This window comes from Cellulosimicrobium arenosum (genome assembly GCF_014837295.1).
Taxonomy (GTDB): Bacteria; Actinomycetota; Actinomycetes; order Actinomycetales; family Cellulomonadaceae; genus Cellulosimicrobium; species Cellulosimicrobium arenosum.
Map to the genome: position 1 here is coordinate 1 of NZ_JACYHB010000018.1, position 25,434 is coordinate 25,434.

General features: G+C 72.7%; 23 protein-coding genes. 10 read left to right on the forward strand and 13 right to left on the reverse strand.

Annotation, left to right across the window (positions count from 1 at the left end; translation table 11 throughout):
• Window positions 1-183: 183 nt before the first annotated feature.
• From IF651_RS16510 to IF651_RS16535, 6 genes are all read right to left on the reverse strand, one after another.
• On the reverse strand, window positions 184-1,353 hold the full coding sequence (locus IF651_RS16510; RefSeq protein ID WP_191830224.1) for an acyl-CoA dehydrogenase family protein: 1,170 nt from the start codon (window positions 1,351-1,353) through the stop codon (window positions 184-186).
• 146 nt (window positions 1,354-1,499) lie between these two features.
• Window positions 1,500-2,282 (reverse strand): ABC transporter ATP-binding protein, encoded by a 783-nt coding sequence (locus IF651_RS16515; protein WP_338404023.1) that lies wholly within the window; start codon window positions 2,280-2,282, stop codon window positions 1,500-1,502.
• Window positions 2,275-3,027 carry an ABC transporter ATP-binding protein gene (locus tag IF651_RS16520; protein ID WP_191830225.1) on the reverse strand — a complete coding sequence of 251 codons (753 nt, stop codon included), beginning with the start codon at window positions 3,025-3,027 and terminating at the stop codon, window positions 2,275-2,277. Before IF651_RS16520 ends, IF651_RS16515 begins: the two co-directional genes overlap by 8 nt.
• Window positions 3,024-4,244: a branched-chain amino acid ABC transporter permease gene (locus tag IF651_RS16525; RefSeq protein WP_241744556.1), complete on the reverse strand. Its 1,221-nt coding sequence runs from the start codon at window positions 4,242-4,244 to the stop codon at window positions 3,024-3,026. The genes IF651_RS16520 and IF651_RS16525 overlap by 4 nt, the downstream gene beginning before the upstream one ends.
• Window positions 4,228-5,112 (reverse strand): branched-chain amino acid ABC transporter permease, encoded by an 885-nt coding sequence (locus IF651_RS16530; protein WP_191830226.1) that lies wholly within the window; start codon window positions 5,110-5,112, stop codon window positions 4,228-4,230. Before IF651_RS16530 ends, IF651_RS16525 begins: the two co-directional genes overlap by 17 nt.
• A gap of 7 nt (window positions 5,113-5,119) precedes the next feature.
• On the reverse strand, window positions 5,120-6,367 hold the full coding sequence (locus tag IF651_RS16535) for an amino acid ABC transporter substrate-binding protein (protein ID WP_191830227.1): 1,248 nt from the start codon (window positions 6,365-6,367) through the stop codon (window positions 5,120-5,122).
• Between the two features lie 224 nt (window positions 6,368-6,591).
• Between IF651_RS16535 and IF651_RS16540 the strand changes: the two genes are divergently transcribed.
• Window positions 6,592-7,599, forward strand: a complete 1,008-nt coding sequence (locus IF651_RS16540; RefSeq protein ID WP_338404024.1) for a LacI family DNA-binding transcriptional regulator — start codon at window positions 6,592-6,594, stop codon at window positions 7,597-7,599.
• 67 nt (window positions 7,600-7,666) lie between these two features.
• On the opposite strand, the gene IF651_RS16545 is transcribed toward IF651_RS16540, so the two are convergent.
• The 4 genes from IF651_RS16545 to IF651_RS18090 form a co-directional block, all read right to left on the reverse strand.
• The gene (locus tag IF651_RS16545; protein ID WP_241744557.1) at window positions 7,667-11,563 is read right to left on the reverse strand and encodes a PQQ-dependent sugar dehydrogenase; all 3,897 of its coding nucleotides are present in this window, start codon (window positions 11,561-11,563) and stop codon (window positions 7,667-7,669) included.
• A 289-nt stretch (window positions 11,564-11,852) separates the two neighbouring features.
• Window positions 11,853-12,884: a CNNM domain-containing protein gene (locus IF651_RS16550; RefSeq protein WP_191830228.1), complete on the reverse strand. Its 1,032-nt coding sequence runs from the start codon at window positions 12,882-12,884 to the stop codon at window positions 11,853-11,855.
• The gene (locus tag IF651_RS16555; protein WP_191830229.1) at window positions 12,881-14,272 is read right to left on the reverse strand and encodes a hemolysin family protein; all 1,392 of its coding nucleotides are present in this window, start codon (window positions 14,270-14,272) and stop codon (window positions 12,881-12,883) included. The genes IF651_RS16550 and IF651_RS16555 overlap by 4 nt, the downstream gene beginning before the upstream one ends.
• Window positions 14,272-14,397 (reverse strand): hypothetical protein, encoded by a 126-nt coding sequence (locus tag IF651_RS18090; RefSeq protein ID WP_277818680.1) that lies wholly within the window; start codon window positions 14,395-14,397, stop codon window positions 14,272-14,274. Before IF651_RS18090 ends, IF651_RS16555 begins: the two co-directional genes overlap by 1 nt.
• Window positions 14,398-14,490: 93 nt before the next feature.
• Here IF651_RS18090 and IF651_RS16560 point away from each other — a divergent pair, with 93 nt between their 5' ends.
• Complete coding sequence (locus IF651_RS16560) at window positions 14,491-15,675, forward strand: D-alanine--D-alanine ligase family protein (RefSeq protein WP_191830230.1); 1,185 nt, start codon at window positions 14,491-14,493, stop codon at window positions 15,673-15,675.
• 3 nt (window positions 15,676-15,678) lie between these two features.
• On the opposite strand, the gene IF651_RS16565 is transcribed toward IF651_RS16560, so the two are convergent.
• Window positions 15,679-16,152 carry a DUF3515 family protein gene (locus IF651_RS16565; protein WP_191830231.1) on the reverse strand — a complete coding sequence of 158 codons (474 nt, stop codon included), beginning with the start codon at window positions 16,150-16,152 and terminating at the stop codon, window positions 15,679-15,681.
• A gap of 132 nt (window positions 16,153-16,284) precedes the next feature.
• Here IF651_RS16565 and IF651_RS16570 point away from each other — a divergent pair, with 132 nt between their 5' ends.
• Window positions 16,285-17,313 carry a thiamine-phosphate kinase gene (locus tag IF651_RS16570; RefSeq protein WP_191830232.1) on the forward strand — a complete coding sequence of 343 codons (1,029 nt, stop codon included), beginning with the start codon at window positions 16,285-16,287 and terminating at the stop codon, window positions 17,311-17,313.
• Between the two features lie 48 nt (window positions 17,314-17,361).
• Here the strand turns inward: IF651_RS16570 and IF651_RS16575 are convergent, their stop codons facing one another.
• Together IF651_RS16575 and rpmB are read right to left on the reverse strand one after the other, a co-directional pair.
• Window positions 17,362-17,877: a GNAT family N-acetyltransferase gene (locus IF651_RS16575; RefSeq protein ID WP_191830233.1), complete on the reverse strand. Its 516-nt coding sequence runs from the start codon at window positions 17,875-17,877 to the stop codon at window positions 17,362-17,364.
• Window positions 17,878-18,032: 155 nt separating this feature from the next.
• A complete protein-coding gene (gene rpmB / locus IF651_RS16580; protein ID WP_191830234.1) occupies window positions 18,033-18,224 on the reverse strand; it encodes a 50S ribosomal protein L28 in 192 nt (63 codons plus the stop codon).
• A 339-nt stretch (window positions 18,225-18,563) separates the two neighbouring features.
• Here rpmB and IF651_RS16585 point away from each other — a divergent pair, with 339 nt between their 5' ends.
• The 7 genes from IF651_RS16585 (at window position 18,564) to rpmF (ending at window position 25,434) form a co-directional block, all read left to right on the forward strand.
• Entirely contained in the window at window positions 18,564-20,357 is a 1,794-nt protein-coding gene (locus IF651_RS16585) for a DAK2 domain-containing protein (protein WP_191830235.1), read from the forward strand.
• Window positions 20,354-22,636: an ATP-dependent DNA helicase RecG gene (locus tag IF651_RS16590; protein WP_191830236.1), complete on the forward strand. Its 2,283-nt coding sequence runs from the start codon at window positions 20,354-20,356 to the stop codon at window positions 22,634-22,636. Before IF651_RS16585 ends, IF651_RS16590 begins: the two co-directional genes overlap by 4 nt.
• 61 nt (window positions 22,637-22,697) lie before the next feature.
• Window positions 22,698-23,342 carry a 16S rRNA (guanine(966)-N(2))-methyltransferase RsmD gene (gene rsmD / locus IF651_RS16595; RefSeq protein ID WP_191830237.1) on the forward strand — a complete coding sequence of 215 codons (645 nt, stop codon included), beginning with the start codon at window positions 22,698-22,700 and terminating at the stop codon, window positions 23,340-23,342.
• Between the two features lie 46 nt (window positions 23,343-23,388).
• Window positions 23,389-23,892: a pantetheine-phosphate adenylyltransferase gene (gene coaD / locus IF651_RS16600; protein WP_191830238.1), complete on the forward strand. Its 504-nt coding sequence runs from the start codon at window positions 23,389-23,391 to the stop codon at window positions 23,890-23,892.
• A 35-nt stretch (window positions 23,893-23,927) separates the two neighbouring features.
• A complete protein-coding gene (locus IF651_RS16605; RefSeq protein WP_241744558.1) occupies window positions 23,928-24,491 on the forward strand; it encodes a DivIVA domain-containing protein in 564 nt (187 codons plus the stop codon).
• Window positions 24,492-24,679: 188 nt separating this feature from the next.
• Window positions 24,680-25,237 carry a YceD family protein gene (locus tag IF651_RS16610; RefSeq protein ID WP_338404025.1) on the forward strand — a complete coding sequence of 186 codons (558 nt, stop codon included), beginning with the start codon at window positions 24,680-24,682 and terminating at the stop codon, window positions 25,235-25,237.
• 2 nt (window positions 25,238-25,239) lie between these two features.
• Complete coding sequence (gene rpmF, locus IF651_RS17470) at window positions 25,240-25,434, forward strand: 50S ribosomal protein L32 (RefSeq protein ID WP_338404026.1); 195 nt, start codon at window positions 25,240-25,242, stop codon at window positions 25,432-25,434.

The following is a 25,434-nucleotide window of genomic DNA, read 5'->3' on the forward strand; positions in this document are numbered from 1 at the left end:
TCACCAGATGCCGCCTCACGACCGTCACCGATCCGGGAATCGAGGTGAACCCCGACCCCATGCTCGAGCTCAGCGCCTGACCCCAACAAAGATCACGCAGCGCTACACCACTCCAAGGGGCTTGACCGGTCCGACGGGACGTAGGCACATGGTGGACGGGGCGGAAGGGTCTGGTCGGGCCCGCTATCCGTCGAGGAGGGAGTGGGCGACCGTCGAGTGGGCGGACTCGTCGTCGGAGGGATGGAACAGCCCGGCGAGCACGTCCCGGTAGAGGCGCCCGAGCTCGTTCCCCGAGAAGTAGGTCGAGCCTCCCGCCACGCGGACGGCCCGGTCGACGACCAGCTTCGCCGTCTCCGTCGCGCGCACCTTGAGTCCCGCCGTCGCACGGAACCAGCCGACGCCACGGTCCACGAGAGCGTCCAGCTCCCCGGCGACCGTGTCCAGCTGCGGCCACACCCCGTCGAGGGCCAGCGCCGCGTCCGCGAGGTGCCAGCGGATGTCCGGGTCCTGCGCGAGCGCCGCGCCGTCGTTCTTCATCGACGTCCGACGCCGCGCGGCCGCCACGGCCAGCTCGATCGCGCGGTCGGCGATCCCTGTGTACACCGCTGCCAGCAGCGTCTCGAACGTCGTGAAGATCCCGATCACGAGCGGGTCGAGCGACGGCCCGGGCGCCAGTCGCCGGACCACGCGGTCGGCGGCCGCGTGCGCGCCGTCGAGCACCGTGCTGCACGACTGCGACGCGCGCATGCCCATCGTGTCCCAGTCGTCGCGGACCTCGACACCGTCCCCGTCGCGAGCCACGAACGCGTGCACGAGGCGCGGGCCGTCGTCGGACGTCGTGTCGAGTCCCAGGACGCCCAGCCGAGTCCAGCCGGGGGAGTTGGAGGTGAAGATCTTGCGGCCGTGGAACGTGTAGCCGCCGGCGCCGTCCGGACGGGCCTCGGTCCGCGACCCGAGCAGGACGAGGTCGTTGCCCGCCTCGCTGTAGCCGAACCCGAAGACCTCGCCGCGTCCGGCCTCCTCGAGCAACCAGTCCAGCGACGAGTCGCCGCGCTCGTGCAGGTAGCGCGCCACGCCCGTCCAGACGTGGTGCATGTTCACGGCGAGCGCGGTCGCGGGGGCCGCACCGGCGAGGCGGGCCTGCTCGTGCACGGTCTCACGCAGGGTCAGCCCGGCGCCGCCGAAGGACTCCGGGACCAGGGCACGCAGGTAGCCGGCGCCGACGAGGTCCGCGAGGTCCTCCGTGAAGTACGCGTTGTCGCGGTCGTACCCCGCGGCACGCCCACGCACCGCGGCAAGGAGGTCGTCGTCCAGCAGTCGGCGGACGGGAGCGAAGGGGACGGGCTCGGGCATCGGGTTCCTTCGGGGGACGGGACGACGGTGGACGTGGTGCGGGCCTGCTGGCCCTGCCACGTCCACCGTACGTCCGGGTCCGGGCGGCGACGTCCCGTCGTCCGTGTCGGTCCCTGTCGGTCCCTGTCGGTCCCTGTCGGTCCCGGTCAGGCACCCGCGGACGGGGACGGCTCGGCCGGCCGCCCGCCCAGGTAGAGCTCGGAGAGCTGCGGATCGGCGAGCAGCTCCGGTGCCGGTCCGGTGATGTGCACGCGCCCGAGGTCGAGCACGCACCCGATGTCCGCGGTCTCGAGCGCCCGACGGGCGTTCTGCTCGACCAGCAGGACCGCGACGCCGGCCTCGCGCATGCGGACCACCTGCTCGAACACCGTCGCCGTCGTCTTCGGGTCGAGTCCCATGGAGGGTTCGTCCAGGAGCACGACGCGCGGGCTGACCATGAGCGAGCGCGCGAACTCGACCTGCTTCTGCTGGCCTCCGGACAGCAGGCCCGCGAGCTGCTTCCACCGTTCGCCGACGATGGGGAACAGCTCCTGCACGAACGCGACCCGCTCGGCGACCAGTGCCTTGTCGCGCAGCGTGTAGGCGCCGAGCAGCACGTTCTCGGCCACGGACATCTCGCGGAACACGCTGTGCCCCTGGAGCACGTGGGCGAGCCCCGAGGACAGCATCTGCTGCGGTCCCTGGCCGGTGACGTCCTGCCCGTTCACGCGGATCGCGCCGGACCGCGGGGTGAGCAGCCCGCTGGCGACCTTGAGCACCGTGGACTTCCCGGCGCCGTTGGGGCCGACGAGGCACACGACGGTGGACGGCGGCACCTTGATGGTCAGGCCACGCAGGACCATCGCGGCGCGTCCGTACCCGGCCTGGATGTCGTCGAGCTCGAGGAGGTACTCCGGCTGCGACGAGGCGGCGGACTTCGGTTCAGACACCAAGGTAGGCCTCCAGGACTCGAGGGTCGGACTGCACGGTCTCCGGGGGCCCTTCGGCGATGGGACGCCCCCGGTCGAAGACGATGACGTGGTCGGACAGGCTCATGACCAGCTCCATGTTGTGCTCGACGACGAGGAACGTCTTGCCCTCGGCGTTCAGCTCCTGCACGAGCGTCGCGATGCGGCCGATGAGCGCGGGGTTCACGCCTCCTGCCGGCTCGTCGAGCATGATCGTGTCCGGGTCGCCCATCAGCACGCCCGCGAGCTCGAGCAGCTTCTGCTGCCCGTACGAGAGGTTGCGCGCCTCGCTGTTCTCCAGGTGGTCGATCCCGACCCGGACCAGCAGCGCCCGGGCACGGTCGATCTCGGCCGGGTTGCGTGCCCCGGAGAGCAGGTCCCGCAAGCCCTTGGGCTGGACCGCCACGAGCAGGTTCTCCAGGACGGTCATGCGGGGGAAGACGCGGCAGAGCTGGAAGCTCCGACCGATCCCCGCGCGAGCGATCCGGTGCGGTGACCTGCGCGTGATGTCGTGACCCTTGAACGTCACGGTGCCGGAGTCCGGCTTGATCATCCCGGTGACGCAGTTGAAGAACGTCGTCTTTCCCGAGCCGTTGGGGCCTATCAGGGCGTTGATCTTGCCCTGCTGGAACGTCACGGTCGCGTCGCGGACGGCGTGCACCCCGCCGAACGACCGGGACAGCCCGACCGTCTCGAGGCTGCGACCCGTCTCCACCGTCGTCTTCATCGGTCTCCTCCCGTCGATGCGTCGCCCTCGGAGCGTCCGGTGCCCGCCGCGTCGGCGGGCTCGTCCCGGTCGCCATCCGTGGTACCTGCCGTGCCCGACGCCGCGCGGTTGCGTTCCAGCAGCTCGGCGGCCGTCACCTCGCGGATGGAGGAGTCCTGCGGACCGAAGCGCTTGACGAGCGCCTGGGCCGCGGGGATGAGCCCGTCCGGCATGAACAGGACCACGAGACCCAGCAGCAGCGCGGTGGCGACGAGGTGGAGCTGGGTGTCGCCGAACTCGAGCTTGAAGTACTCCAGACCGACCCCGACGACCACGGCGCCGAGCAGCGGACCGTAGAGGTGCCGGACCCCGCCGAAGAGCGCCATCAGCACCATGTAGGACCCGAGCATGATCGAGAACTGGAAGATCGGGTCGAGGTCGCCGAACCAGAGCGCGTACATGCCGCCGGCGAGCGCGGTGAACGTCGCCGAGACGACGTAGGCGACCAGCTTGTAGTTGCGGGTGGGGACACCGAGCGCCTGCGCCTTGTCCTCGTCCTCCCGCACCGCCTTGAGGCCGGTGCCGAACCGGGAGCGGTCGATCGCCCACCACGCGAGCAGCATGGCCGCGAGGAGCGCCGCGAACAGGTAGAAGAACACCCGGTGGTGCTCGGGCCGCAGCAGGTCGGGGAACGGCCGGGGGACGACGAGACCGTCGGACCCGCCGGTGAACGAGCCCCAGCCCTGGAAGACGAGCAGGAGGATCAGGACGAACGAGATCGACACGATGACGAACGAGGCGCCGCGCACGCGCAGCGCAGCGATGCCGAGCGGGATGGTGATGAGCAGGACCAGCAGGCCCGCCAGGAGCCAGGCGACGAAGCTCGGGAGCCCGAGGTCGCGGATCAGGATGGCGGTGCCGTAGGCGCCGAGGCCGAAGAAGGCTGCGTGGCCGAGCGAGACGTAGCCCGTGAAGCCGCCCATGAAGTTCCAGGCGGTCGCCGTGCACGCGTAGCTCGCGACGACGATGCCGGCGGACAGGATGTACGCGTTGGGCGCGAGCTCCGGGAACGCCAGGACCAGGGCGGCGCACACGACCAGCGCGACGACGCGGGCCACGCGGCGCCAGGTCCGGTTCGTGCCGGAGCCGGTCGCACCCGTGCCGGTCGGCTCGGTGGCGGTGACGGCCGGAGAACCGGCGGTGGAGGTGGGGTGACGGGTGTCAGAAGCGTTGGGCAAGGCGACCTCCGAAGAATCCCTGGGGGCGCAGCATCAGCGTCACGAAGAGCGCGACGTAGAAGATGGTCTGCGCCCACGTCGTGCCGAGCGGCACCTGGAGCAGGCTCTGGCCGATCCCCAGGACCATCGCCGCGATCGCGGCGCCCGGGATGGAGCCCAGCCCGCCCACGACGATGATCGCCATGAGCGGACCGATCCAGTGCCAGTGGAGCGACGGGTAGATCGTCGCGTCGAGGGACAGCGCGGTCCCGCCGATCGCGGCGGTGGCCAGGCCGAGGCCGAAGCCGAAGCCTGCGACGCGGTCGGTCTTGATCCCGACGAGCTGTGCCGCCTCGCTGTGCTGGATCGTGGCACGCAGCGCCTGGCCGAACCTGCTGTGCTTCATGATCAGGTAGAGCAGGGCGAGCGAGAGGGCGGCCAGCGCGAACGCGACGAGCTTGACGACGGCGATGTGCGCCCCGAAGAACTCGACGCTCGCGCTGGAGTAGGGGAGCTGGATGCGACGCTGCGTGCCGCTCCAGACGAACCCGATCATGCCTTCGATGAACAGCGCGACGGCGAACGTGAGGAGCACCGACATCATCGTGAGGGTGGCTGGTCGCAGGCGTGTGATGAGCAGGCGCTGCATGCCCACGCCCACCAGGAAGAAGAGGGGCACGGTCACCACGAGCGACAGCAGCGGGTCCATCCCGGTCTGCTGGTTGAAGAACCAGGCGAGGTACGCGGCGAGGATGAGGAACGCCGAGTGGGCGATCATCACGACGCGCATCACGCCGAAGTAGAGGGTCAGGCCCGCTGCCAGGAGGGCGTAGAGCCCTCCCAGCAGCACGCCGAGCACGAGGCTCTGGAAGAGGAGCGTCCCGGTCACGGACGGATCACCAGGCCGGCTTGGGGTAGACGAAGTCGGCCTCCATGGCGTCCTGGGGCAGGACGATCTGGATCTCGCCGTCGACGTACTGCTGGATGAGGTGCGCACCCTGGGGCTTGCCGGTCTCGTCCCACGTGAGCGGGCCGACGACGGTCTCCACCTCGTTGGTGCGCAGCCACGAGATCAGCTCCTGCTGGCACTCGCCCTGCTCGGCGCAACCGGCGGCCTCGACGGCGGCCGCGACGACCTGACCGGTCGTGTAGGCGTTGGCCTCGTCCTCACCGGGCGGGTTGCCGTGGAGCTCGGTGTACCGCTCGACGAAGTCCACGTTGGACGGCCAGCTCGCGGTCTCGGTGTACCCGGTGGGGGACAGGATGCCCTCGGTCTCCGAGCCGATCGCGGCCGAGAACTCGGGGTTGGTCGGAGCGGTGGAGAAGGCCGCGAGGTCGGGCTGGTAGTCGAGCTGCTGCAGGGCGACGATCAGGTTGACCGCGTCCTGGTACTGCGTCCCACCGATGACCATGTCCGCGTCGGAGTCGTCGATCTTCGCGGCGATCGACGAGAAGTCGGTCGTGTTCGGCGGGTAGACCTCGTCGACCACGATCTCCAGACCGCCGTCGGCGAGCTTGTCCCGCAGCCCGTAGGCGGTGCCCTGGGCGAACGGGTCGTCCATCGAGGCGACCGCGACCGTCTGCGGCCGCTCGCCCTCGGGCATGTCGAGGATGTGGTCGGCCAGGTAGTTGTAGTGGTCGTCGGCGATCGCGGGCGCGGCGTAGAAGAGGTTCTCGAACCCCTGCTCGAACACCTCGTTCGCCGCACCGGCCGGCTCGACGAAGAGCATCCCGTACTCGTCCGCGACGCGTGCGCTCGGCACGACGAGGCGGGTCGAGAAGGGCCCGAAGACGAGGTCCACCTCGTCCTGCGCGATGAGCGCCTCGTAGTCCTGCACGACGCGGTCGGCGTTGGACTGGTCGTCGAGGATCTTGAGCTCGACGTCGCGGCCGAGCAGTCCGCCGTCCTCGTTGACGAACTGGGCCCACGCCTCGTACCCACGCTGCACGCCCTTCCCCGGTTCGGAGAAGTCGCCGGTGAGCGGGAGCGAGATGCCGACGACGATCGGGTCGTCCGACCCTCCGCCCTCGCCTTCGCTCTCCCCGCCGGAGCACGCGGTGAGGACGAGAGCCGTGCTGGACAGGCCCGCGACGACGGCGGCGGTGCGCCGACGGGCGGTTCGTGAGGACAACCGTGAGGCCATGGGATGACTCTCCCTACTTCGTCGTAGTGAAGACCTGGTGGGATCCAGGAGTGCGTAAGCGCTTTCGTAAGCGCTTTCGTCAGAGTACGCTGTCGGCGGCAGGTGTGGCAAGCGTCACGTCGTGGTGCGTCGAGCGATCGGCACGCGAGGACGGAGCACGGGGGATCGGAGCGGGAGTGCGTCGAGAAGGTCGTCCGGCACCGGGTCGGGTAGCACCGCGCCTCGTGGACGTGGCGGAGGAGGCGGGGGTCTCCCTCGCCACGGCGTCGCGCTCGCTCTCGCGCAGCGTCGGCGTGTCCGAGGCGGTCGCGGCGCACGTCCGGGCCGTGGCCGAACAGCTCGGCTACGTCGCCAACGTGCACGCTCGCACCCTCGCCGGTGGCAGGACGTCCGTCGCAGGCCTGATCGTCTACGAGATCGGCGACCCGTACTTCGCCGAGATCGCGAGCGGCGTCGTGCGCGTCGCCGGTGAGAACGGCTGGAGCGTGCAGATCGCCCACACCGAGCGCGAGCCGTCCGCGGAGGCGGAACAGATCCGGCTCATGCGTGCCCACCGCGTGGGCGCGATCGTCCTCGCGGGATCCGGCTACGTCGATCCGGTCATGGAGCACGAGGCCGGGCGCGAGCTCGCGGAGTTCGAGGAGGCGGGCGGTCGCGTCGTCGCCGTCGGGCGCCACCACATGCGGTGCGACGCCGTGCTGCCCGACAACGAGGCCGCGGGGGAGACCATCGCGCAGCACCTGCTCGACCTGGGGCACCGGCGGCTCGCCGTCGCCGCCGGCCCCGCGCACCTGACGACGATCGCCGACCGGCTCCAGGGAATCCGCGCGGCGGTCGCGAGGTACGGTCTGCCCCCCGACGCGGTGCCCGTGGCCCATGCGCCGTTCACGCGGGAGGGCGGCCGCGACGCGACGCGAGAGCTGCTGGACGCCCACCCGGGGACCACCGCCGTGCTCGCGCTCAACGACGCGATGGCGACGGGCGTGCTGTCGCTCCTGCGTGAGCGCGGCGTCTCCGTGCCGCACGGTGTCTCCGTCACCGGGTTCGACGACATCCAGGTGGCCCAGGACCTCGCGCCCGCGCTCACCACCGTGCGCCTGCCCATGAGCGAGATCGGCGCGGCCGCGCTCGACCTGGCGCTCCGGCCGCCCTCGGCGCGACCGCGGCGACGGGCGACGGGGCACGAGCTCGTCGTCCGCGACTCGACGGCGCCCCCGGCTCCCAGGGACTGAGCAGGCAGGGCGTGCGCGGTCTCCCGCGCACGCCCTGCCCGGTCGGACGCCCTGCTGCTACCCGCGGCTACCCGCAGCTCAGCGGTGCGTGGTCGACCACCTGCTCGGACGTCACCTCCTGACCGTCCACCGTCGCCGTGGCCGACACCGTGACCGAACCTGCCTCCAGCGCGGCCGAGCGCACGGCGAACGACTGGTAGGCGTTGCCTCCCGGCGCCACGTCCTCGGCCGTCCGGTCGCCGTACGCGGTCGCGAGGGTCACGTCGGCGGGCACGTCCGACCGGTTCGTCGCACGAACCGCGAGGTAGGCCTTGCCGGCCAGGCACCGCGGCGAGACGACGACGTCGACCGGGACCTCGCCCGCGTCGTCGGCGGTCGTCACCACGAGGTCACGCATGCTGCCGACGTTGTCGAACGAGCCGAACCCGACCCGTCCCTCGGCGAACGTGGTGTCGTTCGCGGTCAGGAGCGGGGTGTCGAGCCCGTCGACGTAGACCGCGACGTCACCCGAGTCCGCGCAGCGCACGACGCGCACGTCGTGCCACTCCTCGTCGGTGATCGCCGGAGGTGCCCCGACCGTCCCGTCCCACTGGTCGTCGATCCGCTCCCGGTCGGCTCCGTCGACCTTGAAGATGCCGTTGTGGGCATAGATCGTGTTGTCCTGCGAGAGGTGGGCGTAGTAGTACTCGGTGTCCGACTGCCAGCCGAAGACCACGATGACGTCCCGGTTGTTCACGGTCGCGGGCTCGTCGAGCCGTACCTCCGCACTCAGGTCGAAGGACCCGAGCTCGGTCCCCTCGGTGAGGACGGCGTACTCGAACGGACGGCGGATGCCGTCGTCCGGGTTGTCGCCGGCCTCCGCGAGGACGATCGCGTCACCCGGGAACTCCCACTTGTCGGGTGTGCGCGGTGCCCAGTGCTCCTGCGCCATGACGTCGCTGATCTGCTCGCCCGCGGGCGAGCAGGACGGTGGCGCCGGCGGTTCGACGGGCTCCGCGCCGAACAGCGCGTACTGCGCCGAGACCTGCTCCGGCGTCGCCGCCGTGTCGAGGAACATGAGGTCGTCCATGCGTCCGGTGAACGGGTTCGCCTCACGCGTGTCCTGCGGGAAGCTGCCGCCGATCTTGATCCCGGCCGGGTCGGTCGCCGACGTGGCGCCCGAGCCCCAGGGGTTGGAGGCCGTGTACTCGCCCTCGAGCTCCTCGCCGTTCATGAAGAGCTTCATCTCCCCGGCGGCGAAGTCGAACGTCGCCGCCAGGTGGACCCACTCGCCCCGCTGCAGGATCTGGTCCCACGGCATGTCCGCCGCGAACGTCCAGGACCCCCCGCCGTCCACGCGGCGACCGAGGGCGACGACCTTGAGCTCGCCACCGACCGTGATCACCTCGAGGAGCGCGCGCACGCCGTGGCCGTCGGAGTCGCCGCTCAGGACGCCGGCGAGGCCGACCGCGTTGTACCGGTCGTCCGGGTTCGTCGTCCCCGAGTTGAGCGCGGGGTGCTCGCCGGTCGGCTTGAACCAGCCCATGACCGAGGCCTGCTCCGTGGCGGCGAAGGCACCGAGCGAGTCCACGCCGTCGGCGTCGTACACCCCGGCCTTCCAGTCGTCGTTCGACGACTGCGTCGGGCTCATCTGCTGGGTCTGCAGCGCCTCGTTCGCGCCCGGGTAGGCACGGTCGGCGACCCGCTGCTCCACGCCGCCGTTGACGAGCATGATGTTCGTGCCGGACCAGCCCTGGTCGGACTCGAGGGTCGGGGAGCCCTCGACGGGGTGGTCGAAGTCGTAGTGGGCCACGAGGTTCGGCGCGAGCTCCGGCAGGGCGAACGGCGACGACGCGCCGACGCGGTGAGCGCCGGTGACCTTCCAGATCTTCCCGTTCGCCTTCGCGACCAGGTAGAGCTCGCCGTCCGCGTCGGAGCCGAAGCGCAGGTCGACACGCTGGTCGCCGACCAGCTCCTGGAACGTCGTCTCCGTCCCGTCGGCGAACACCCGCAGGTGCTCGATGTCCGCCAGGTCCTCGAGGTCGCCGTCGTTCCGCACCATCTCGTCGGCCTCGGTGCCCAGCACCCAGCCCCGGACGAGGTCGGTGAACAGATAGCGGCCCTGGAGCTCGGGGATGTCGCCGCGGTAGACGAAGCCGCCGTTGAGCGCGACGCCGGCGTCACCGGTCTGACCGGGGTCGCGGTTGTGGTCGTACGCGGCCACGGGATAGGTGAAGCCGTTCTCGGCGTCGTCGGCCGGCAGCGGGAAGATCTGCCGGTTGTCCGCCAGGAACGGGCCCTCGCGCACGGACCAGCCGAAGTTGTCACCCGGCTCGACGGCGTAGACGGACTCGACCTGCCACTCGCCGATGTGCCCGAGGTACATGGTGTGGTCGCCCTCGGGGTCCCAGCTGATGCGGTGCGGGTCGCGCATGCCGACGGCGTAGATCTCGGGCAGCGCGCCCGGCTCGTCGAGGAAGGGGTTGTCCGCCGGGATCCCGTACTGCCCGTTGGCGCTGTCGTCGCCGAGCGGGTCGATGCGCAGGATCGTGCCCTGGGGGGTGGCCAGGTTCTGCGGGTTGCCGTTGCCGACGCCGTTGCCGCCGTCGCCGGCGAGGACGTACAGGTTGCCGTAGTCGGCGTCACCCTCCTCGACGGTGGGGTTGAAGGCGATCTGCTGCACGGTGTGCACCCGGCCCGCGAACGGCACGCGCAGGATCTCGCGGCTCGTGCCCTCGAAGACCTCGGCCGCGGGATCCGTGGCGGTCCACTCGGTGACGACGCTGTGGAAGGCCGTGTTGCCGTACCCCGGGAACGTCGGCGTGTCCTGGGACAGTGCACTGCCGGCCTCGGTGTGCACCGTGTAGAACTTGCCGTTCTCGGCGAAGTCCGGGTGGAACTCGGCGGAGCCGAGGCCGGTGCCCAGGCCGGCGCTGTTGTGGAAGTTGTCGATGAACTCCTCGCGGACGTTCAGGTACGGGGTGTGCTCGCCCGTGTCCTTGTCGACCGTGTAGAGGATGTCGTTGTTGTCCGGCACCATCAGGCGTCCCGAACCGTCCGGGATCTCGTCGAGGTGCGTGATCCGGTTGTGCCGCACCAGCCGCTGGTCCTGGGTCGCGGGGGTCGTGTGCGACTCCGGCAGCTGCGCGAGCTCGGTCACCTCGATGCCGAGGGCCGACGGGGCGGGGTCGGGCAGGGGGTTGAGCAACGGCTCGGTCGGCTCGGTCCCACCCGCCGCGCAGTCGCCGGGGTTCCCCGTCGGGATGGCGAGGTTCTCGCCGGCGGTGTCGACGGCGACGTCGTCGAGCATGAGTCGCCCGGCGCTGCTCGCACCGTTGATCCAGAAGAACCGGTCGAGGGCCCCGGTGACGGTCTGGCGGAAGCCGAACTCCTGCTCTGTCCCTTCGGGGAGCCGGGTGATCTCCTCGTAGGGACCGCCCTGGCTGTAGACGGCGACCTTGTCGGTCGCGTTGTCGACCGACAACCAGACGCACTGCCACGTGTCGCGGGACCACACGCCGGCCGGCGTGAACCCACCGCCGTCGCGGACGAGCATGACGTCGTTGTTCTGGTTGTTCACGTAGGCGCGGCTGTTCACGTAGTCCGACGGCGCGTCGACGTCCGTGACGCCGAACGAGGTGTCGACGCTCCCGGTCCGCATGAAGCGGAAGAAGAGCGTGCCGGTCTCGCCCTGGGCGATCTCCGGGATGGTCCGGTAGCTCTTCTGACCGCCCCCGACCATCTCGAGGACCTGGTTGTTGGCGTTGAGCGGGTCGGCCACGACCTGTGCCGCCGTGGACGCGGTCCACCCGTCCTGGCCGTCGAGCGCGCTGCGCTCGTAGGCCTCGAAGCTCAAGATCTCGGTGAACTCCCCCTCGGCTGCCTCGGCGGATGCCGGTGGTACGAGGAGGGTCCCGCCGAGGGCGGTCGCCAGGGTGACCGCGAGCGCGGTTCTCCCTCGACGGCTCGAACGTATAGACGTCATCGTCTGCTCCAGTTCGTCAGGTGCTGCTGTGACGGGTCCGCGAGAGCCGTTCGGCGTGCGGTGCCCGTCTCGGGTGGGCTCCTTCGCCCCAAGGCCCTGCCATGTCGTCGTCGGTGCTCTCTCCCGTCGTTCTCGGGTGCCTGTCGAGGTGCGGCGACCCTAGAAGGCTAGGAAAGGGCTTTCCCGCTGTCAACAGATAGCGGGCGAGCTCTCGGTCCCGGCAGGTGACGTCCTGGGTCCGGGGACGCGAGAGGGCCCCGTCAGCAGGTGCCGACGGGGCCCGGGCGACTCAGCCGACGAGCGCCACCGCGGGCTCGTCGGGCCGCGGGAGGATACGTCGCAGCACGTCCGCGAGCGTGACGACGCCCACGAGCCGCTCGCCGTCCATGACCACCGCGAGCTGCTCGCTCGCGGCGCGCATGCGCGCGAGAGCCGCGTAGACCGTCGTCCCGGAGGCGAGGACGAAGCCCGGGCGCGCCAGGTCGTGGACCGGGCGGTCGTCGGGCTCGAGCAGCGTGTCGCGCACGTGCACGACACGCGGCACGACGCTCCCGTTCTCGACGAGGATGCGCAGGTGTCCCGACGCCACCGACGCCGCGCGGACGTCGGCAGCCGTGGCGCGTGCGGGCACCGTCGTCAGGCGCCCCTGCGCAGGGACGAGCGCGTCGACGGTGAGCGACTCGAGCTCGAGCACGCCGGAGATCTGCACGCGGTACGACGCCTCGAGCGCGCCGACGCTCGCGGAGTGCTCGACGAGGTGACGCAGCGTCGCGGGGTCCTGCCCGCCGCCCTCGACGTTGTCGACCGGCTCCACGCCGACGGCCCGCACGCAACGGTTGGCGAGCGCGTTGAGACCCCGCAGCAGCGGGCGGAACGCGGCCATGAACGCGCGCATCGGCAGCGCGAGCAGCGTCGCGGACCGCTCCGGGTGGGCGATGGCCCAGGACTTCGGTGCCATCTCGCCCACGACGAGGTGCAGGAACGTGACGATGATCAGCGCGAGCACGAACCCGGCGACGTCGGCCAGCCACAGCGGAGCGCCCCAGGTCTCGAAGACCGGAGTCAGCCAGTGGTGCACCGCCGGCTTGGTGATGGCACCCAGCGCGAGGGTGCACGCCGTGATGCCGAGCTGCGCACCGGCCATGAGGAGCGTCAGCTCGCTGGAGCTGCGCAGCGCCGCCCGGGCCGAGCGCGAGGTGGCGGCGGCATCCTCGAGACGGTGCCGCTTGGCCGCGAGGAGCGCGAACTCCACGGCGACGAAGAACGCGCTGAGCGCGATGATCAGGACGGTCACGCCGACCACGACCCACGGGTCGCTCATCGGTCCTCCTCCGTGGTGCGGGCAGTGCCGGGCAGCGGCGTCCCGCGGGTCTCGGTGAGCGTGACCCGCACGTGTGCGGGCACGTGCCGCTCGACCTCGAGGACCTCGACGTCGAGCGAGCGGTGGACGGGCTCGTCGTGGACGAGGTCGGCCGGGTCCGGCGGCAGCGCGACGTGCACGACCTCACCCTCGTCCGGCAGGCCGCCGTGATGGGCGATGAGCAGGCCGGAGACGGTCTCGTAGTCGCCGCGCGGCAGGTCGTGCCCGATGGCCCGCTCCGCCTCGTCGATGTGGACGTCGCCCGCCATGGCCCAGACGTCGTCGCCGGTGAGGTCGACCGTGCCGGTCTCGTCGGCGTCGTGCTCGTCGGTGATCTCTCCGACGACCTCCTCGGCCAGGTCCTCGAGCGTGAGCACCCCGGTGAAGCCGCCGTACTCGTCGATGACGCACGCCAGCTGGTTGCGCGTGCTGGTCAGCTCGGCGAGCGCGTCGGGCAGGGACATGAGCGTCGGCAGGACGACGGGCTCGTGCATGAGATCGGTCACGGGCGCGTCGTCGGACAGCGTCGCGCCGAGCACGTCCGCGAGCTGGACGACGCCGAGCGGCTGGTCGTCGTCGTCGACCACCGGGTAGCGGGTGTGCTCGCGCGCCATGAGCGCGCGCACCTCGCCGACGGTCGCCTCCGGCCGGACGGTACCCACCCGCGAACGCGGGATCATCGCGTGCTCGACGTCGCGCTGGGGGAAGTCGAGGATGCGGTCGAGCAGGACGGAGAGCTCGTCCGGCAGGTCGCCGCTCTCGCGCGAGTCCGCGACGATGTGCTCGAGGTCACGTGCCGTCGCGGTGTTGTCGACGTCGTGCACCGGCTCGATCCGCAGCAGGCGGAGCAGGGCGTTCGAGGCCTTGTCGAACACGGCGATCAGCCAGCCGAAGACCTTCAGGTACAGGCTCGTCGAGCGGGCCAGGCGGCGCGCGAGCGGCTCGGGGCGGGCGATCGCCAGGTTCTTGGGGAAGAGCTCGCCGAAGAGCATCTGGACGACCGTCGACAGCGCGAGCGCGAGCACCGTGCCGACCGCGACGCCGACGCCGCTCGGCACGCCGACGCCCCCGAGCATCGTGCCGAGGGACTCGCCCACGAGGGGTTCGGCGACGTAGCCGACGAGCAGCCCCGTCACGGTGATCCCGAGCTGGGCGCCGGACAGGACGAAGGACGTGCGCCGGGTCACGGCGAGCGCTCGCCGTGCGGACTCGTCGCCCGCGTCGGCCTGGGCACCGAGGCGAGACCGGTCGACGGTCATGTATGCGAACTCCTGGGCGACGAAGTAGGCCGTCGCCGCGGTGATCGCGAGGATCACGAGGAGTCCGAGGAGGAGAGAGAGCAAGGTCATCACCGGGCCCGCACCGTCCTCGGGGTCGCGGCGCCCGCGGGCGCCGGGGCCGTGCCGGAGGCGGTGCGGCCGGGACTATGGTCGGGGTCGTCCGCCGCAGCGGCGTCGAGAGTCGTGTCTTCCACGACGGACTCCAACGCCGGGAAGGCTCGTTTCGTTCCCGACCGTCGGTCGCGGCCTCGTCCGGTGCCGTCCCCGGTCCGGTACGCTCGTCCGCGATGTCCAGCCAGCAGATCGGCGCGCACGACGCGGCCGCCGCCACCAGCACCCAGCGCGCCACCGAGCCGCGCGAGCCGCGCAAGCCGCGCGTCGTCGTCCTGTTCGGCGGGAGGTCCGGCGAGCACGCGGTCTCGGTGGCGACCGCGGGCGGTGTGCTGCGCGCGATCGACCGGGACAAGTACGACGTCCTGCCGGTGGGCATCACGCCCGCGGGGCAGTGGGTCCTCGCGGCAGACGACCCGGACCGCTGGGAGATCGCCCCCGGTCGGCTGCCGCACGTCGAGGCGAGCAGCGAGGAGGTCGTCCTGCCGCTCGCGACGGGCCGCAGCGGCGTCCGCGTCCTCGCCCCCGGCGAGATCCCGCGAGAGCTCGGCGACGTGGACGTCGTCTTCCCGCTGCTGCACGGGCCCTTCGGCGAGGACGGGACCATCCAGGGACTGTTCGAGCTCGCCGACGTGCGGTACGTGGGAGCTGGCGTGCTCGCGTCCGCGGTGGGCATGGACAAGCACTTCATGAAGCTCGTCCTGGCCGGTCAGGGGCTGCCTGTCGCACCGTTCACGGTGATCCGGCCGGGGGAGTTCGACCGCAACCCGGCTGCGTGGACCGAGACCGTCGCGGGGCTGGGTCTGCCGGTCTTCGTCAAGCCCGCCCGTGCGGGCTCCAGCCTCGGCATCACGAAGGTCGACGACCTCGCCGACCTGCCTGCGGCGGTCGCCGCAGCCCAGGTCCACGACCCGAAGGTGATCGTCGAGGCGGGTGTGGTCGGCCGTGAGATCGAGTGCGCGGTCCTCGGCGGGCGAGCGGGCGAACGCGCGCGCGCGTCGCTGCCGGGTGAGGTCGTCGTGACCGACGCCGCGCACGCGTTCTACGACTTCGAGACGAAGTACCTGCACCAGGCCGGCGTCGAGCTGACGTGCCCCGCGGACCTGCCGCGCCACGTCGAGGACCAGGTGCGCGACGTCGCGGTGCGCACGTTCGAGGCCGTCGGCGCGGAGGGGCTGTCGCGGGTCGACGTCTTCGTGACCGCCGACGAGCAGGTCATCGTCAACGAGATCAACACCATGCCCGGTTTCACGCCGTTCTCGATGTACCCGCGGATGTGGGAGAGGTCGGGGCTCGCCTACCCGGACCTCATCGACGAGCTCATCACGCTCGCGCTCGAGCGGCCGACCGGCCTGCGCTGACCCTCAACCGGTGAGGTCCTCCGGCCCGACGCACGCACGCGTCTGCGGCACCGCCTCGACCGCCGGCCCGAGATCGGCGACGAACGCGCCCGAGTGGTCCTCGCGCACGGTCGCAGGCACGACGACCTGGACCGCCGGGTCACGCCCGTACGTCGTGAACGTCCAGGTCCCGTCGTCGAGCTCGCGGACCACCCAGTCCACCGTGCCGCCCTCGGACTCGACGCTCTGGCACAGGTCCGTCGTCGGTCCGGGAGGCTCGACGCCGCACCGCAGCGTCACGGCGGCGCCCGGCTCACCCCACGCCGCGGTCGCCTGGCTCGTCGTGCCGACCTTCTCCAGCTCGTCACCGAGGCTGTCCGGCACCGCCAGGACGACGTCCGCGCACAGCGGGTCCGTCGCGTCCGGGGCGACCGGGACGGTGATGCGGGGCGCGCACGCGCCCAGGACGAGGGGGAGGCCTGCGACGAGGGTCGCCACGGCGGCTGCTCGGGGGCGGGACGGTACGCGCACGCGACCACGGTAGCCGCCGTCGCGCGGTGCACCGGTCCTGGGCGTCGTGTCGTCCGGCGGGCGCCGGGCCGGGGGCGGGAGCGCGGCTAGGGTGTCCTGGTGAGCGAGACGCCCCTGCTGGTCCGTGACGTGCCCGAGGAGGCGCTCCTCGCCCGGATCTTCCCGCTGCTCCCCGGAGCACCCACGACGATCGTCGGTCCCGGCGACGACTGTGCCGTCGTCGCGGCACCGGACGGGCGCTACGTGGTCTCGACCGACGTCCTCGTCGAGGACCGGCACTTCCGCCGCCGCTGGTCCTCCGGGTACGACGTCGGGTGGCGCGCCGCGATGCAGAACCTCGCCGACGTGGCCGCGATGGGCGCTCGGCCTGCCGCGCTCGTGGTCTCGCTCGTCATGCCGGGCAACCTGCCCGTCGAGTGGGTGACCGGGCTCGCGCGAGGGCTCGCCGCGGCCTGCACGCCCTCGGGCGCCGCCGTCGTGGGGGGAGACCTGTCCGGTGGCGACCAGGTGGTCGTGGCGGTGACGGTCCACGGCGACCTCGAGGGCCGGGAGCCGGTGCTCCGCTCGGGTGCGCGCCCCGGGGACGTCGTCGCGCTCGCCGGGACGTTGGGCCGCTCGGCGGCGGGTCTCGCGCTGCTCGACGCCGGCCGGTCCGACGACGGGCTCACGGCGACGTACCTGCGCCCCGACCCCCCGATCGCCGCCGGTCCGCGTGCGGCGGACGGCGGTGCCACGGCGATGCTGGACGTGTCGGACGGGTTGCTGCGCGACGCCGGTCGGATGGCGCGTGCGAGCGGAGCACGCATCGACGTGTCGTCCGCGGCGCTCGCGACCGACCGTGACGCGTTGCGGGACGCCGCGCGGATCGTCGCGCCGGGAGGGGACGACCCGCAGCTCGAGGTCCGGAGCGAGGACGAAGTGCGCACGCTCCTCGACGCCTGGGTGCTCGCCGGGGGAGAGGATCACGGGCTGCTCGCCACGTTCCCTGCCGGGATCGAGCTGCCCCGGGGCTTCCGCACGATCGGCGTCGTGCACGGCGCCGGGGCGCAGGGGGACGCGGCCGCAGCAGTCACCGTCGACGGGGAGTCCCTCCGGACGGGCACCGGCTGGGACCACTTCAGGGGATGACGCCCGGCCTGCCGGACGGCCCGGTCGGCACACCGACCCCGGAACGGGTCAGTCCCGGCGGTAGCGCACCATCGTGAGGTCCGTGCCGCCGATGTCGTCACGACGCTCCACCCCGTCCGGGGCGAAGCCGTGCCGACGGTAGAAGTGGCGCGCCCGCGTGGCGTCGGCGAGCACCCAGAGCGTCACCGTGACACCGGGCCGGACCTCGGCCAGCAGCGTGCGCATCAGGTCGCGTGCCACGCCGCGGCCCCACGACTCGGGGTCGAGGTAGATGGCGTAGATCTCGAGGTCACGGGGCTCGGCGTCCTCGTCGCGGCTCGGTCCGAGCGTGGCGAAACCGATCGTGCGCCCGTCGGCGTCCGCGAGCCACGTGTGCGACCCCGTCGCCGTCAGGCTCTCGACCCAGTGCTTCTCGCGCTGGCCGACGTCCAGCGACGCCAGGTACGCGTCGGGCACGATCCCGGCGTAGGCCCCGCGCCAGGACGCGACGTGGACCGCGGCGATCGCGCTCGCGTCCGCGGGCTCGGCCGGGCGGATCGTGACCTCGCTGAGTTCCGTCACCATGGACAAAGCCTCCCACCGGCCGGCCGATCCGCAAAACCGCTTCGTCCCGATCTCCAGAAGATCTCCGCACCGCGGACGCCGCCGACGCAGGGAGCACGACGAAGCGCCCGTCGGGATCTCCCGACGGGCGCTCGTCCTGACATGTCGCTCGCTGCTCAGGCGGGGCGCGTCACCTTGCCGGCCTTGAGGCACGAGGTGCACACGTTGAGTCGCTTGGGCGTGCTTCCCACCACCGCACGGACGCGCTGGATGTTGGGGTTCCAGCGTCGCTTGGTGCGGATGTGGGAGTGCGAGACACTGTGCCCGAAGCCCGGGCCCTTGCCGCAGACGTCGCAGTTGGCAGCCACGGTTTCTCCTGATCGTCGTGCACGTCGCGCAGGCAGCGGCGACGTCGTGAATGGTCTGGGGGTGGTCGACCCGGCGCGCAGCGCGACCCGGGCAACCTCGTCAGGGTATCCGATCGGCGTCCCCTGCTCAAGTACGCGTGCCGGACCGTGGCCGGACCGTGGCCGGACCGTGCCGGACCGTGCCGGACCGGGCGAGCAGGTCCCGGGCAGGTCTCGGGCACGTCCCGAGCGTTCCCCGGCGCCGAGAGGTCTGTCCGGGCTACGGTATGGCAGCAGACGAGCGGGTGGTGCGCCGACCACGACGGACGCCCGGACGCGGTACGAAGGGGCAGGGACGACGTGAGCGAAGCGGTACCGACGATCGACGCCGTCGTCGTCGCCGCCTGGCTGCGGCGCGCCACGGACGCGCTGGGGACCGTGCGCCACGAGATCGACCGGATCAACGTCTTCCCCGTCTCGGACGCCGACACCGGCACGAACATGTACCTGACGCTGGTCGACGCCCTCGAGGCGATCGAGGGTCCGGGGGCCGAGGACCCGGTCGGCAGCGAGGGCCCGGCAGGTGCCGACCGCGCGGAGGGGGCGGGCGCCGCGGACGAGGTTCCGCCGGGGCTCGGCGTCGTCCTCGCGCGCGCCGCCCGGGGTGCTCTCGTCGGTGCCCGGGGGAACTCCGGGGTCATTCTCAGCGAGTACCTGCGGGGTCTGGCGGTCGCGCTCGCCCAGGCGTCCGACGCCGACGGCGCGGCGCTCGCCCGCGCCCTGGCCGAGGCGTCCCGCAGCGCACGGCGGGCCGTCGCTCGGCCCGTGCCCGGGACCGTGCTCACTGCGGCCGACGCCGTCGCCACGGCCGCGGCGGGCATCGTCCTGGGCGCGGACCGCCTGCGCGAGCGGTCGCCCGGCGCGCCGGCCCCCGTCGTCCCGGTCGGGCCCGTCGTCGTGGCGGCGCGCCGGGCCGCGCGCGCCGCGGCGGAGCGCAGCCCGGACGAGCTGGACGTCCTGGCCCGGTCCCAGGTGCTCGACGCCGGCGCGGTCGGCCTCGTGGTGCTGCTCGGTGCGCTCGACGAGGTGGTGCACGGAGGGTCCGGCGACGCCGTGTCGGAGGTGCGCGCCATGATCTCCGGCATGGACGTCGTCACCGCCCGCCCGGCCGGCCCGGCCGCGGGTGCTCGCGCCCTGCCCGGGTCGCACGACGATCCCGGTGCGGGAGAGTTCGAGGTCATGTTCGTCCTCGACCCGGCGCGGGTGCGGCCGACGGGCCCCGTGCGCGTACCCGCGGTCGACGCGCTGCGCGCCGCCCTCGACACGCTCGGCGAGTCGGTCGTCGTCGTCGGGGGAGGGGCGGTCCGGGGACCGGGTCCGGGCGCGGTCGCGACCGGCGGCGTCTGGCAGGCGCACGTCCACACGGACGACCCGCTGGCCGCCGTCGCCGCCGGTCGCCGCGCCGCACGAGCGCTCGCGGGCGACCCGGGGGCGATGCGCCACGTGCGTGTCCGCCACCTCGCCGTCCCCACGGCGGCGGGGCCGGGCGACGGTGCGGGGTCGACGGGACTGGTCGCGGTCACCGGCGCGCCCGGGCTCGTCGCCGACCTCGCGCGCGCGGGCGCCGTGGTGCTCGTGTGCTCCCCGGAGGTGCCACTCGGCATCGGGGCGCTGCGCCGCGCCGTCGTGGACACCGGGTCGTCGAGCGTCGTGGTCCTGCCCGGCCGTCCGGTCGAGGAGTCGACGGTCGTGGCGCTGGACGAGTCGGCGCGCTCGCACGGCGTCGGTCGCGTCGAGGTCCTCGCCACCCCGACCGACGTGCACGTCGTGCTCGCGCTGGCGGCCGGCCACCTCCTGGACCCGGGCGCCACCCTGGCGGCCCGGGTGAGCGCGATGCGCGACGCCGTCGCGCACGGGCGTGTCGTGGAGCTCGACCTCCGAGCGGGCCAGGACCAGCGCCCCGACGTCGCGGGGCTGGTCCGCGACCTCGTCGGCGCCGGGGGGATGCTGACCGTGGTGCCCGACGACGGCGCCGCGCCCGACCTGGTCGCGTCCTTCGCGTCGGTGGCCGGGGACGTCGGCGCGGAGTGCGTCGTCCTGCCGTCCGGGCGGGACGGGACCCGGGCCCTCGTCGGGGCCGAGGGGCCGGTATGACCGCCCGTCTGGACGAGCCGCTGCGGCGTGCGCTCGGGACGCGCAGCGCGAACGCGCTCGAGAAGCTGGGGGTGCGGACGGTCGGCGAGCTGCTGCAGCACTACCCGCGCCGCTACGGCGACCCGGGCCGCCTGACCGACCTCGGCGGGCTCGCGCTCGGTGAGCACGTGACGATCGTCGCTCAGGTGCAGCACGCCACGGTGCGTCGGATGCGCAACCGGCCGGGCGCGATCCTCGAGGCGGTCGTCACCGACGGGCCACGCCAGCTCTCGCTCACCTTCTTCGCGAAGCATCCCGGTGCACTGCGCTACCACGAGGACCGGCTGACGCCCGGACGGCTCGGACTGTTCACCGGGGTCGTGGGCGACTACCGGGGGTCCCGCCAGCTCGCGCACCCGGACTACAAGATCATCGGGATGGACGACGACGCCGACGACGCCGAGAGCGCTGTCCTGGAGGCGAGCCGACCCATCCCCATCTACCCGGCGAGCGCGAGCATCCCGAGCTGGAAGATCCAGCCGGCGGTGCGGACGGTCCTCGATCCGTTGCGCGAGCAGGACGTGCCGGACCCTCTGCCCGAGTCCGTGCGGACGCGGCACGGGCTGGGAACGCGGCTGCAGGCGCTGCGCGACGTGCACGAGCCGTACGACGAGCAGCAGTGGCGCCGCGGGCGGGACCGGCTGCGTCTCGAGGAGGCGTTCGTGCTCCAGGCGGCGCTCGCGGTGCGGCGCGCGCGGGCGGACGCCGAGCCGGCGACGGCCCGCGCGCCGCGCGGCGTGGACGATCCCGGGATCCTCGCCGCGTTCGACGCGTCGCTGCCCTTCACGCTGACCGGCGGCCAGCGGGAGGTGGGCGAGCAGGTCGCCGAGGACCTCGCGCGCTCGCGTCCGATGCAGCGTCTCCTGCAGGGCGAGGTCGGCTCGGGCAAGACGGTCGTGGCCCTGCGCGCGATGCTGCAGGTGGTCGACTCGGGCGGGCAGGCCGCATTCCTGGCGCCCACCGAGGTGCTCGCGGCGCAGCACGCCCGCACGCTGCGGGCCCTGCTGGGACCCCTCGCCGAGGGCGGTTTGCTCGGTGGCGCCGAGGAGGGGACGCGGGTCGCGCTCCTGACGGGAACGCTCGGGGCTGCGGCGCGCAAGGAGGCGCTGCTCGACGCCGCGAGCGGCGCGGCCGGGATCGTCGTCGGCACGCACGCACTGCTGTCCGAGAACGTCCAGTTCGCCGACCTCGGGCTCGTGGTCGTCGACGAGCAGCACCGGTTCGGCGTCGAGCAGCGGGACGCGTTGCGGGCGAAGGCGCGCACGAGCCCGCACCTGCTCGTCATGACGGCGACCCCGATCCCGCGCACGGTCGCGATGACCGTCTTCGGAGACCTGGAGACGTCGGCCCTGACCGAGATCCCCGCCGGCCGCGCGGGGATCACGACCCACGTGGTGCCGGCAGCCAACGAGGCGTGGACGCGGCGCACCTGGGAGCGGGTGCGCGAGGAGGTCGCCGCCGGGCACCGCGCGTACGTCGTGTGCGCGCGGATCCATCCCGACGACCCCGACACCGCAGACCGCTCGACGGGTCGGGGAGCGGCGGGCGGGTCCGACGACTTCGACGAGCTGCCCGACTTTCTTCTCGAGCAGGGCGAGGCCGAGGGCGAGCGTCCCGACCGGGTCCCGCTGCGCGCGGTGCTCGAGGTCGCCGAGGAGCTGCGGGGCTCCGCGGCGCTCGCGGGCGTCGAGATCGGGATCCTGCACGGGCAGATGCCCGCCGCGGACAAGGACGCCGCCATGTCGCGCTTCGCCTCCGGGGAGGTGCCCGTGCTCGTCTCGACGACGGTCGTCGAGGTCGGGGTCGACGTGCCCGAGGCGACGGTCATGGTGGTTCACGACGCCGACCGCTTCGGCATCTCCCAGCTCCACCAGCTGCGAGGCCGGGTCGGTCGTGGCACCGCACCCGGGCTGTGCCTGCTGGTGTCCACTGCGGCGCCCGGCACCCCCGCCGCGACCCGGCTCGACACGCTCGCGCGCACGACCGACGGCTTCGAGCTCGCGGCCGTCGACCTGGAGCTGCGGAGCGAGGGCGACGTGCTGGGCGCCGCGCAGTCGGGCCGTGCCAGCTCGCTGCGCCTCCTGCGCGTCGTCAAGGACGCGGACGTGATCGCGACGGCGCGCGTGGACGCGACCGAGGTGGTGGCGGACGATCCCGGGCTCGCGTCGCACGACGCGCTGCGGGACGCGATCGACGAGCAGCTCGACCCGCAGCGCGAGGAGTTTCTCGAGCGCGCGTGACTAGGCTGGGCCGGTCACGGCACGAGCAGCTGGTGACCCGCGCGAGACGAGGAGCCGTACCGTGACCAGGATCGTCGCCGGACACGTGGGCGGACGCACTCTCCACGTCCCCCCGCGCGGCACCCGTCCCACGAGCGAGCGCGTGCGCGAGGCGGTCTTCTCGCGCCTCGAGCACCTCGGGGCGGTCGAGGACGCGCGGGTGCTCGACCTGTTCGCCGGCTCGGGCGCGCTCGGGCTGGAGGCGGCGAGCCGCGGCGCCCGGCACGTGACTCTCGTGGACAGCGCCCGCGTCGCGGCCGACGTCGCGCGCCGCAACGTGGCCGCGCTCGGTCTGCTCGAGGTGCAGGTGGTGCAGCAGTCGGCGGAGTCGTTCGTCGCCGGCACCGGAACCGGCACCGGCTCGGCCCCGGGGTATCACCTCGTCCTCGTGGATCCGCCCTACGATCTCGAGCCCGCGTCGCTCGACCGGCTCCTCGGCATGCTCGCCCGTCCGGGGTTCCTCGACCCTGCGGCCGTCGTCGTGGTCGAGCGCTCGACCCGCACCCCCGAGCCGGTGTGGCCCGGCGGCTGGGAGACCTTGGCGCACAAGGACTACGGCGAGACCGCCGTGTTCTTCGTCGGCCCCGTGGTCGACGGCCCGGACGGGGCACCCGAGGCCGACGCCGAGGACGCCCCGGTCTCTGGTGGCCCCGGCCGCGACACCTGAGCCGGCCTGCCCCGGTCGACGGCGTCCGGTGTACTACCGTGACGACGTGACCACCGCAGTCTGTCCCGGGTCGTTCGACCCGATCACCCTGGGCCATCTCGACATCGTCCGCCGCGCGGCGTCGCTGTTCGACGACGTCGTCGTCGCGGTGGCGCACAACGCGGCGAAGGACGCGCTCCTGGGTCCCGACGAACGTGTCGTCCTGGCTCGCAGCGCCGTGAGCGCGGCGGGGCTCGAGAACGTCCGGGTCGACGTCGTGCCCGGCCTCCTGGTGGACTTCTGCCGGTCCGTCGGCGCGACGGTCGTCGTGAAGGGGCTCCGCGGGGGAGCGGACTACGACGCCGAGCTGCCGATGGCGCTCATGAACCGGCACCTCGCGGGCGTCGAGACGGTGTTCGTCGCCGGGGACGTCGCCCTGGCGCACGTCGCGTCGTCGCTCGTGAAGGACGTGGCACGCCACGGCGGACCGGTGGACGACCTCGTCCCGGACGGCACCGGCGACGCGGTGCGCGCGGCGCTCGCTCGCCGCGCGACGGGAGCACGGCGATGAGCACGCGGACCACCACGACCGGAAGGACAGGGCCCATGACCGACACCCACGGGACCGGGCGCGACGACCACGAGCAGGACGGCGGCGCGCCGCTGCACGCGATCCTCGACGACCTCGCCCACCTCGTCGAGTCGGCGAAGGCGATCCCGATGTCCTCGTCCGTGCGGCTGCACCGCGAGGACGCGCTGGCCCTCGTCGACGAGCTGCGGGCAGCCCTGCCGGAGCAGCTCGCGCACGCGGACGAGGTGCTCGCCGAGGCGGACCGGGTCCTGCAGGACGCGCGGCGCCAGGCCGAGGACGTCGTGACCACGGCACGCGCCCGGGCGATCGAGCTCGTCCAGGCAGAGCAGGTCGTGGTCCAGGCGGAGTCGCGTGCGCGCGAGATCGTCGACGAGGCACGGGAACGGGCCGCCGAGCTGCGTCGCGACGCCGACGACTACTGCGACCGGCGGCTCTCCGACTTCGAGACGGACCTCGGCGGGGTGCTGGCGCAGGTCCGGGCGGGCCGGGCGAAGCTCGCGGACCGGCTGGACGGCACGCAGCCGGCGTCGGCGGTGTTCCCACCCGTCCGGGACCAGGAGCCGCAGCAGGAACGCTAGCTGCCGGGTCGTGCCGGGTCGTGCGTCACGCGGGTTGGCGTGCGTGTGCCTCGGTGGCGTAAGATCGACCGTTGGCCCGCGCCGCGCGCGGCCACCCTGTGCGGACCGTACGGAGATCCGAACCCGGTCCACCCCATCCGACTGCCATCCTGGAGCGCGCCATCACTGCGGACAAGACGTCGCCGCTCGTGCTCGACACGCACGAGCTCGATCGACGACCAGGCTCGATGCGTGCGGTCCGGCGGACCGTGCCCGCGCCGGCCGACCTCGGCACTGCCGTGATCGGTATTCCCGAGGGCAGCGAGCTCGAGCTCGACCTGCGGCTCGAGTCCGTCATGGAGGGCGTCCTGATCTCCGGGACCGCCACCGCGACGGCCGTGGGGGAGTGCGTGCGGTGCCTCGACACGGTGACCGAGTCCGTGCGGGTCGACCTCGGCGAGCTGTTCGCCTATCCCGAGCGGGCCAAGGCGGCGCACGACTCGGGAGACGACCTCGAGGATGCCGAGGACGTCTACGATCTCGATGACGACCGCGCCGACCTGGAGCCCGCGCTACGGGATTCGGTCGTCACTGCACTACCATTCAGTCCGGTGTGCCGTGCGGACTGCCCGGGACTGTGCTCCGAGTGCGGGGCTCGCCTGGCGGACGACCCGACGCACGCCCATGAACTTGCCGACCCTCGGTGGTCGGCGCTGGAGAGCATGTTCGACTCCTCGAACGTGTCCGACGAGACGAAAGAGAGCTAGCCGTGGCTGTTCCGAAGCGCAAGATGTCGCGCAGCAACACCCGTGCGCGTCGTTCGCAGTGGAAGACGACCGCCGCGAACCTCACCACCTGCCCGCAGTGCAAGGGCGACAAGCTGGCGCACGCCGCGTGCCCCACGTGCGGCACGTACAAGGGCCGCCAGTACGCCGAGGCGCTGCGCTCCGAGCACGCAGGCTGA